General features: G+C 37.9%; 14 protein-coding genes. 13 read left to right on the plus strand and 1 reads right to left on the minus strand.

The window, feature by feature from the left end; genetic code table 11:
• The first annotated feature begins 62 nt into the window (after positions 1-62).
• The 5 genes from J2S25_RS11820 to J2S25_RS11840 all read left to right on the plus strand — a co-directional run bounded on the left by J2S25_RS11820 (position 63) and on the right by J2S25_RS11840 (position 1842).
• Positions 63-431, plus strand: coding sequence for a hypothetical protein (locus J2S25_RS11820; protein WP_307191999.1), 369 nt, complete (start codon positions 63-65; stop codon positions 429-431).
• Positions 432-475: 44 nt separating this feature from the next.
• On the plus strand, positions 476-670 hold the full coding sequence (locus J2S25_RS11825; protein ID WP_307192000.1) for a hypothetical protein: 195 nt from the start codon (positions 476-478) through the stop codon (positions 668-670).
• Between the two features lie 13 nt (positions 671-683).
• Entirely contained in the window at positions 684-860 is a 177-nt protein-coding gene (locus tag J2S25_RS11830; protein WP_307192001.1) for a hypothetical protein, read from the plus strand.
• Between the two features lie 62 nt (positions 861-922).
• Complete coding sequence (locus tag J2S25_RS11835) at positions 923-1381, plus strand: ArpU family phage packaging/lysis transcriptional regulator (RefSeq protein ID WP_439117498.1); 459 nt, start codon at positions 923-925, stop codon at positions 1379-1381.
• A gap of 59 nt (positions 1382-1440) precedes the next feature.
• Positions 1441-1842, plus strand: coding sequence for a helix-turn-helix domain-containing protein (locus J2S25_RS11840; protein WP_307192002.1), 402 nt, complete (start codon positions 1441-1443; stop codon positions 1840-1842).
• 548 nt (positions 1843-2390) lie between these two features.
• On the opposite strand, the gene J2S25_RS11845 is transcribed toward J2S25_RS11840, so the two are convergent.
• A complete protein-coding gene (locus tag J2S25_RS11845; RefSeq protein WP_307192003.1) occupies positions 2391-2522 on the minus strand; it encodes a DUF6364 family protein in 132 nt (43 codons plus the stop codon).
• 87 nt (positions 2523-2609) lie between these two features.
• Between J2S25_RS11845 and J2S25_RS11850 the strand changes: the two genes are divergently transcribed.
• From J2S25_RS11850 to J2S25_RS11885, 8 genes are all read left to right on the plus strand, one after another.
• A complete protein-coding gene (locus tag J2S25_RS11850) occupies positions 2610-3251 on the plus strand; it encodes a hypothetical protein (RefSeq protein WP_307192004.1) in 642 nt (213 codons plus the stop codon).
• Positions 3252-3388: 137 nt separating this feature from the next.
• On the plus strand, positions 3389-3790 hold the full coding sequence (locus J2S25_RS11855) for an SIR2 family protein (protein ID WP_307192005.1): 402 nt from the start codon (positions 3389-3391) through the stop codon (positions 3788-3790).
• Complete coding sequence (locus tag J2S25_RS11860; RefSeq protein WP_307192006.1) at positions 3790-4131, plus strand: HNH endonuclease; 342 nt, start codon at positions 3790-3792, stop codon at positions 4129-4131. Before J2S25_RS11855 ends, J2S25_RS11860 begins: the two co-directional genes overlap by 1 nt.
• 106 nt (positions 4132-4237) lie before the next feature.
• Entirely contained in the window at positions 4238-4699 is a 462-nt protein-coding gene (locus J2S25_RS11865; RefSeq protein WP_307192007.1) for a phage terminase small subunit P27 family, read from the plus strand.
• Positions 4699-6411 (plus strand): terminase large subunit, encoded by a 1713-nt coding sequence (locus J2S25_RS11870; RefSeq protein WP_307192028.1) that lies wholly within the window; start codon positions 4699-4701, stop codon positions 6409-6411. Before J2S25_RS11865 ends, J2S25_RS11870 begins: the two co-directional genes overlap by 1 nt.
• Before the next feature lie 79 nt (positions 6412-6490).
• Positions 6491-7654: a phage portal protein gene (locus J2S25_RS11875; protein ID WP_307192029.1), complete on the plus strand. Its 1164-nt coding sequence runs from the start codon at positions 6491-6493 to the stop codon at positions 7652-7654.
• Positions 7654-8403 carry a head maturation protease, ClpP-related gene (locus J2S25_RS11880; protein ID WP_307192008.1) on the plus strand — a complete coding sequence of 250 codons (750 nt, stop codon included), beginning with the start codon at positions 7654-7656 and terminating at the stop codon, positions 8401-8403. Before J2S25_RS11875 ends, J2S25_RS11880 begins: the two co-directional genes overlap by 1 nt.
• A gap of 40 nt (positions 8404-8443) precedes the next feature.
• Entirely contained in the window at positions 8444-9547 is a 1104-nt protein-coding gene (locus tag J2S25_RS11885) for a phage major capsid protein (RefSeq protein WP_307192009.1), read from the plus strand.
• Positions 9548-9585: the final 38 nt, after the last annotated feature.

Genomic DNA, 9585 nt, shown 5'->3' on the forward strand with positions numbered 1-9585 from the left:
GACAATATGACGAATAGCTTTATCAATCTAATAATCTAAAAATTAGACAGGGGAGATAAAAAATGAAACAGATGGAGAAACAGCAGGAAAACGTTAAAAATCTATTGGCTTTACTGAAAGAAAATCCAGATTTAGAAATCCTGCCGATGATTGACTATGAAGTTTGTGCTGGAGACGAATATGCTAGGTGTCTTGGTAGCTGGGGAAAAGCAAAAATTGATAGCTTTTGTGTACCAGAGTTTGACAATGAAAGAATCTATTTTAAGTCTAATGACGAAGATCGTCTGGCAGAAAAAATTTACGACAGATTAGAAACCGAAAATCCTTACTCTGCACCGGAGGTATTATCCATGATGACGGAAATGGCATTGGAAGAAATTAAATGGGAAAAAGTTATTGTAGTAAATATTAATACACCCGATAGGTATTGATTATCGACACTACGGTTAGCAAAATAAACGAAACGAGGTTTAAAATGGGGATTTTATACGACAAATCTATCAAAATAATCACGTCAATCCTCATCGAAGAATTAGCAGAAATGAACGTATATCGAACAGTCCAGGATAAAAGCATTTATGAAGCGGATTATGATGATCTGAAAGAAACACTGGCATTAGCTTGCTTAAAACGTGTAGACATTGGTTGTGATGATGCTAAATTTTTTTAAAGGAGAATGAGCGATGATTGGAAAAGTAACGACTCGGTATATGACCGAAGAAGAACGCCTGGCATACATTAAAAAATATCCTATCGTACCAAAAGAACGACCAAAAGGAAGCACGTTTGTCTCACTTGAACCAGTAACGTTTGTGAATAATAAAAAGAAAATGGCGAATAGCAAACAAAATGAAAAGTAAAAAAGCCAGGATTGATTTCTCCCGGCGATCACCATTATATTTTACCATTGGGAGTGGTCAATTTGCATAATCAAGTATCGTTTGTACTACCGGAAATTGACAGGAAAGCCACTCAACAAGCTGTGGAAGGAAAACTGGAAACGTATCGGCTGTTTAAATACTTAACATACGACGAACGAGAAGCAAGCATAACGGCCAGCACGGAGATAAGATACCACGGTCCGACTAATACAACAGGCGATCAGACGGGAAATATTGCTATTCATAATGTGGACGAGCAAGCAAAAAGAAAACAGTTTTGTGAGCGAATAGAGAAGGCTGTACAGCGATTGCCAAAGAAGGAAAGGTTTTTGATTGAAGAAAGGTATATGAGCGATGACAGCGAGTATATAACGGACTACAACGTGTATTGCTTTAAGTTTCAACCGCCGATCAGCCATGTAACGTATGGCAAGTATCGGTGGAGAGCATTTTACCGACTAGCGCTTACTCTAAATATTGTTGTAACAAAAGAGGATTAAATGAAGCGAAAAGAAGTGGACGGTGGTGGACGGCGTAAGTGAAAGGAGTGATAACGGCAATGAACGTAAAAGAGTTTGGCAAATATTTAAAGGAAATGCGTAAAAATGCATCAATTAGTACTCATAAATTGGCTGAAATATCTGGTGTATCTCAGTCATACATTTCACATCTTGAAAACGGAAGAAAATCTAAGGCTCCTTCACCAGAAATACTGAAAAAATTAGCAGATGCGTATAAATGTCCTTATATTCATTTACTCGCTAAAGCTGGATATTTAAACAGTACGGAATTAAATATACTCATTACAAAAGCTGAATGGGCAGATTATTATAGTATTAAAACAGCTAAATTAAATGAGTTTTTGCAGGTTAGGGTTCCTGGACGTGCCGGTGACAATGTTATTGACATAGCAATGGATTATATCAGATACCTGGAAAAAGAGATCAATATAAAAAACTAAGTTAAATCCTTTCACTTTCATTTAGAAAAATTTTCTAAATTATTTAAAATAATATTATGATTGTTGCATGAACCACGTGATAAATTAATAGTATCAACAATTTATCAAATCCTATTTACGCTATCCCTGGTTATACCTACTTTTGAACGGTTGAGGACTAGTTACACCAAAATACCTTGTTATCCAACACGAGAGTAAGTATCGCTCATACCCTTTCATCCTCCTTGCAGGGACGCAGTGATCTCAACTGCTAAAGGGATAGATCGAGACGGTGTGCTGTCAGCCGCAGTGAGTGACAGTTTTATATGGTTTTTCTATGCATCCTTTATCTGGGTGCTTTTTTATTGTGGAGGGAAGGATGATACTATATGAAACTATCCGATCATCTAACTAAGGAACAAAAGCATAAGCTCAATCATATGCAAACAAAGAAGAAGAAACCTACTAATACTATGTCAAGAAAAGATTGGGAAAATATAATGGGAATGAATAAACAAGTTCTCCATAAAAAGAATGGATCATGGAAACGAAAATAAAAAAAGAGAAGATTACTTCTCCTCTAAAAAATTTCTTAATAATTTTTCGATTAGTTCAGCAACACTAATATTTTCTTCTATTGCCTTTATTTTCGCTAGTTTAATTAACTCTTCATCAAGAGTAGTTGTAAATTTCTTTTTCAACTCAAATCACCTCAAAATGATTATATATTGAACACGTATTATTTGCAAGTACGTATATACGTGTTATAATGTAATAGAGGTGATTGTATGGGACGAAATGCTATTGATATGACAGGTATGATATTTGGTAAAGTGAAAGTGATAAATCGTTTTTCTGAATATGCTGAAACTCCTGTTAAATGGTTGTGCATTTGTGATTGTGGTAAAGAATTTATTACGACAGGTCAAAGGCTTAGACGAGGATCTACAAATAGTTGTGGTTGTTCAAGTGGTGAATTAATTGGAAAAGCAAATAGAACTCATGGTATGTCTAATACACGACGATACAAAACGTGGTCACACATGATTGAAAGATGTACTTGTAAGACTCACAAACAATATGAAGACTATGGTGGTCGTGGAATTACAGTTTGCGAAGAGTGGAAAACATTTGAAAACTTTTATAAATGGACAACGGAAAATGGTTATGATGATAAATTATCTATCGACAGAATAAATGTAGACAAAGGATATGAACCTACAAATTGTAGATGGGCTAATCGATATATACAAGCTAACAACACCAGAAGGACAATAATGGTTACTATTAAAGGTGTTACTAAATCATTATCAGCTTGGTCTGAAGAAACAGGAATTAATAAAGGTACGCTTGATGGTAGATACCGAAAAGGTCTTCGAGGATTAGAACTGATTAAACCGATTAACATGAATTATTCTCGTACAAAATGAATCAAGTTAAAGACATCATAAAATCATGGTATCTTTTTATTGGAGAATGGTATGAACCGTAACACGTATAATAGATATATGGTAGATTATTCTACTCTTTTTTAATTTGAACGGAGCGATGAGAAGGAGATGACAAGATGAGCGATAGTGACAAACTAAAACTAACAACTTTAGAATGCTTGGATTGCGGATATAGAGAAGTATTTACAGAAGAACAATTTAGATTTACGGATGGATTAAGGTGTCATGTATGCGACGGATATGTTAAACCGGCATTAACGCAAAAAGGTGAAATGATAAGAAATAGACGATTGAATATCAATAATAAAAATATGAATCCACCAATAGATGTATCTCCAATTAAAAGGCAATGCACACACAAGTTTATCCATTTAGATACCAAGAATACAAAAGAGTATTTTGTTACTACCGGAATGACTTTGTATACAAGGATTGATTATTTCTTCTGCGAAAAATGTTTGGAAGAAAAAGAGAATCGTAAATCAGAAACGAGTAGAACTAAACCGGAGTGGTATTGATGCCAAGTAAACCACTAAGGCCATGCAACAAAGCTGGATGTGCCAGGCTAACAAGAGAGCGATACTGTGATGATCATAAACAATTAAACAACAGCTATGATATGTACCGTGGTACAGCTGCACAGCGTGGTTATAATGCAAGGTGGAGAAAAGCGAGAGCATCTTACTTATCTCAGCATCCCATCTGTATAAGGTGTGGACATGTAGCAACGGTAGTAGACCATATCATCGCTCATAAGGGTGACATGCATCTGTTTTGGACAGTAAGCAACTGGCAAAGTTTATGCAATACGTGTCACAATCGTAAAACAGCGACAGAGGACGGCGGATTCGGCAGATAGTGGGGGGTATGACAAAACTTACAGAATTTCCAATATAAACCGTGTCCCAGCTTTCCGTGTGTGATTTTCGTTTTTTGATTTTTTTTGAAAGGAGGTTTGGAACGAAATGGGAAGAAAAGCCATTCCAATTGAATTATTGTTAATAAATGGCAACAAGAATAAATTGACAAAGAAAGAAATCGACGCCCGTAAAGAGGCTGAACAAAAATTAAAGCCTCGATCCGATCGTGTTAAACCTCCCACCTGGTTAAGTCCGCTGGCAAAAAAGGAATTTAAACGTTTAGCTGCTGAATTAAATGAAGTAGGGTTAATTACTAATGTTGACGTTAACCAGCTTGCTGTTTACTGTCGGGCATATGGTAAGTATGTGGAATTGCAAGAAGGTATTTATGATCCAGAAATAGATCAAGAGATTGTGGATGAAAAAACGCTTGATACTCTCTACAAGCAATTAAAATCAATGGCTATCGAGTTTGGTTTCACTCCATCATCACGAGCCAAACTTGCCATGCCGAAGGAAGAGGGAAAACCAAAATCAAGTGAAGAAAAAATGTACGGTGATGTGTGATGCTAAAGCAGTGGCTTATCGAATATAGTCAAGGTGTCATAAATGGAGAAATTACAGCCTGTGAAAAACACAAATGGTCCTGCCTTAGGTTTTTGCAGGATGTGCAAAACGAAAGTTTAAACGTACTTAACGAGAAATTCCCTTACGTTTTTTCCGAAGAAAGAGCTCTGCATTTTCTAAATTGGATGCGCTTATCTAAGCACACGAAAGGAAAACTTGCGGGCGAACAAATTGAACCGCACGAGATTCAGGTGTTCATTTTTTCTAATGTGTACGGATGGATTCATAAGGACAGTGGTTTAAGAAGGTTTAAGAAGGCTTACTGGCAAGTCGGCCGGAAAAACGCAAAGTCCCAATCACTAGGTACGGTTGGGTCCTATGAATCAAGCGCGTTGGGGGAGCCGATGGCTGAAGTTTATGTCGGAGCAACCAAAACAGAGCAATCAAAAATTGTTTGGAATGAAATAAAAGCACAGGTAAACGGCAGCGCCTTTTTGAGAGATAAATTCAAGGTAGCGAATGGCCGTATAACCCACTTAAAAAGCCAAGGGTTTATTAGAGCATTATCAAAAGAAGATGGTCAAACAGGGGATGGTTTGAATGTTCAGGCCGGCTTAATTGATGAGTATCACGCACATAAGACAACAGAAATTTATGATGTCCTTGTTTCTGGTGCAGGTGCGCGTCCTCAGTGGCTAATGTTCATCATCACCACTGCTGGCTTTGAGTTAAATAACCCCTGCTATTCGGTGGAATATAAGTATGTTTCTAGTATTCTTGACCCTAATAATCCTATTGAAAATGATGAATATTTCATCATGATTAATGAGCTCGACAAGGATGATGACATCAAAGACGAATCCGTGTGGGAAAAGGCCAATCCTATTCTTTGCAGTTATGAAGAGGGAAAGGCTTTTTTACGTGGAGAATTGAAGGCGGCTATGGATGTACCAGAAAAAATGAGAAACTTCCTAACAAAAAATATGAACATATGGATAAACCAACGCGAAAATGGTTACATGAACTTGGAAAAATGGAGCGTCTGCAAAGAAGAGTTTAATTTTGAAAAATTCCGAGGTGCCAGGTGCATCATCGGAGTTGACTTGTCTGCAAAAATCGACTTAACAAGTCTGGGATTCATTTTTAAAGAGAATGATACCTATTATATTATGAGCCATAGCTTCATGCCGGAAGACACCATTGAGATAAAGTCAAGAACGGATAGGGTTCCGTATTCATTATGGGTTGACAAAGGTTGGATAACACCTACACCCGGTGCTGTGGTGGATTATGCCTTTATCAAGAAACACATTAATGATCTTGTAGCCAAGTATGATATCAAAATAGCAGAGGTGTGTTCAGACCCTTGGAATGCCACTCAATTCATGCAGGACATTGAACAGGAAGGCTATACCGTAATTGAGGTTAGGCAAGGGATGCAGACTCTTGGGGCTCCAACGAAAGACTTCCGAGAACAGGTTTATTTAAACAGAGTTAGACACAACGATAACCCTGTCCTTACTTGGGCAATAGGAAACGCAGTAACAAGGCAGGATGCAAATGAAAATATCATGTTGGATAAATCAAAAGCCGCCGATAGAATTGATCCGATAGCATCCGTTTTGAACGCTCACGTGAGAGCGATGACGGGTAATTTTAGTCTTAATATGAATGAAGTTACAAATGAATATCTGAAAATGATGGGGTGGTGAAGGGGGTGAAAACTTGAGACTATTCAGTTGGGTAAAGAAACTTTTTAAGAATGAGACCATCAATCTAAACAGCCCAAAAATGCTTGAATGGTTGGGGATTGACCCTGACACTCCAAGAGATAAGCTTTCGGAGGCTACCTATTTTGCATGTATGAAGATACTGGCTGAAAGTATGGGAAAACTGCCACTTAAAATGTATCAAACTACCGAAAAAGGTATTATGAAAAGTGACAAAACAGAGTTATTTCAGGTGTTTAAATTACGTCCGAATCCTTATATGACCAGTACTGTTTTTTGGTCAACCGTCGAAATGAACAGGAATCATCATGGCAACGCCTATGTCTGGAAGCGATACGAAGGAGCAAAACTAAAGGATTTATGGATAATGCCAAGTGAAGAGGTATCTACAGTTATTGACGATTATGGATTGCTGGGAACTAAGGATAAGATGTGGTACAAGTACACAGATCGTAAAACTGGAAAAACTTATACCTTTAACAGTGATGAAGTTATGCATTTTAAAACATCTATGACTTTTGATGGGATAACCGGGATGCCAGTGAAAGATATCTTAAAAAGCACAATGGAAGGAAATCTTGAAAGCCAGAAGTTTATGAACAATCTTTATAAAACCGGATTGACGGGGAAAGCTGTTTTGGAGTATACAGGTGATTTAGACAAAGATGCGAAGGACAGATTGGTAAAAGGTTTTGAAGAGTTTGCAAACGGCTCTAAGAATGCAGGGAAAATTATCCCCGTTCCTTTAGGCATGAAACTGGTGCCATTGAATATCAAACTGACGGACAGCCAATTTTTCGAATTGAAAAAGTACTCAGCCTTACAGATCGCAGCTGCCTTTGGAATAAAACCTAATCAGATAAATGATTATGAGAAATCTAGTTACGCAAGTGCAGAAGCTCAAAACCTATCTTTTTATGTGGACACATTGCTCTATCCTTTAAAACAGTACGAAGAAGAAATAACATACAAAAGCCTAAGTAGCCAGTTAATTAACCAGGGCTACTTTTTTAAATTTAATGTAAATGTGATTTTAAGGGCTGACATCAAGAGTCAGATGGAAGCGCTAGCGAAGGGTGTAAACAATGCGATTTACACACCTAATGAAGCGAGAAGCTATCTAGACTTACCGTCTGAGGAAGGCGGTGATATCTTGATGACAAATGGAAACTATATACCGATTAACAAAGTTGGAGAGCAATACCAGAAAGGAGGTGTAAATTGATGCCGTTTTGGAAGTTTATTAAAAACCAGGCAACCGGAGACACGCCCGAAAGTGTTGAATTACGCATCGAAGGTGATATTGTGGACGACGGTGATCTATGGTTATATGAATGGTTCGGCGAACCGGCTACTGCTCCAAATGCATTTAAAGATCAGTTAAAAGAATTTTCCGGCCAAGACCTAACAGTGTGGATTGACAGCTACGGAGGGAGCGTCTTTGCTGGTGCAAGTATTTACAACGCCCTGAAAGAACATAGGGGGAAAGTGATTGTTAAGGTAGACGGTAAAGCCATGAGTGCTGCGTCTGTAATTGCTATGGCAGGGGATGAGGTACACATGTCACCGGTAGCCGTTATGATGATTCATAACCCTCTTACTGGCGCTTATGGGGATATGCGTGATTTGCGAAAGGTGGCTGACATCCTTGATACCGTCAAAGAATCAATCGTTAACGCATATGTTACCAAGACCGGTAGATCAGCAGATGAGATATCCTCCATGATGGACGACGAGACGTGGATGTCTGCAAATGTGGCCGTTAAAAACGGCTTTGCAAACAGCATTTTATACCAGGATGAGCCTTTCGATGTCCAAAACATGAAGGAATTCTCGTTTAGTAGGTTAGAAGTGCTTAATAGTGCGAATCAATCAATCCGGGATGCTATTAAACTATTCAACAAGCCAGATCCGGTAAACGAACAATCGAATGACGAAAAAGAAAAGTTACTAATGGAATTAGATTTAATCTAGTTCTTTTTTTTATACCCCAAAAACAAAGGAGTGTTCATTCATGAACAAAGAATTACGCGAATTATTGGAGCAAATCAGCAACAAAAAGGGAGAAGCAAAGCGTCTTCTTGCTGAAAATAAAATCGAAGAAGCGAAAGTTGCTCGCGACGAAGCGCAGCAGCTGCAAAACAAGTTTGATATCGCTAAGGACCTTTACGATCAGGAAAAAAAGCAAGTTGAAAACAAACCGGTTGGAAAACCTACAGCTGTTGATGAGATTAAAAACTTTCTGAATGCTGTACGTACAAAATTTAAGAATGCGATGAGCGAAGGTACAGCTACTGATGGTGGGTATACTGTTCCACAAGATATCCAAACCAGAATTAATGAATTGCGCCAGTCTAAAGATGCTTTACAGAACTTGATTACTATTGAGTCAGTTAATACTCTAAGCGGAAGTCGTGTATTTAAAGCTCGCTCTCAACAAACAGGATTTGCAGAAGTTGCGGAAAACGGCGTTATCACTGAAAAGTCTACTCCACAATTTACCAACTTGCCTTATTCAGTCAAAAAATATGCCGGATTTTTTAAAGTTACCAATGAGCTGCTAAAAGATAGCGACCAGGCTATTACTAGCACTTTAACAAAATGGATTGGCGATGAATCCAGGGTAACTCGTAACAAATTAATCCTTACTGTTTTAGGTACTAAAGCAAAAACAGCTATCGCTAGTGTGGATGACATTAAAGATACGCTTAACGTAACTTTAGATACTGCTTTTCGTTATACTTCGTCAATTGTCACTAACCAAGATGGCTTTAACTGGTTAGATAAGATAAAAGACGGTAACGGAAATTATCTATTACAGCCTTCCGTGTCTTCACCAACTGGAAAGCAATTATTTGGTGTACCTGTTGTTATGATTTCTAATAAAGATTTAGCTACGGATGTAACCGATGCGTTGAATCCAAAAGCACCATTTATTATCGGTGACTTAAAGGAAGCTGTTGTCATGTTTGATCGGGAAGAACTATCTATTATGGCATCAGATGTGGCAATGGATGCATTTGAAACCGACAATACACTTTTCCGTGCTATCGAACGTGAAGAAGTTAAGCTTCGTGATTCAGAAGCTTTCATTTATGGACAAGTGACTATTGCTTAATGAACAGAGGGGTTTATTCCCCTTTCTTTTAATAAAGG

The sequence above is a fragment of the Mesobacillus stamsii genome (assembly GCF_030814065.1).
GTDB lineage: Bacteria > Bacillota > Bacilli > Bacillales > Cytobacillaceae > Mesobacillus > Mesobacillus stamsii.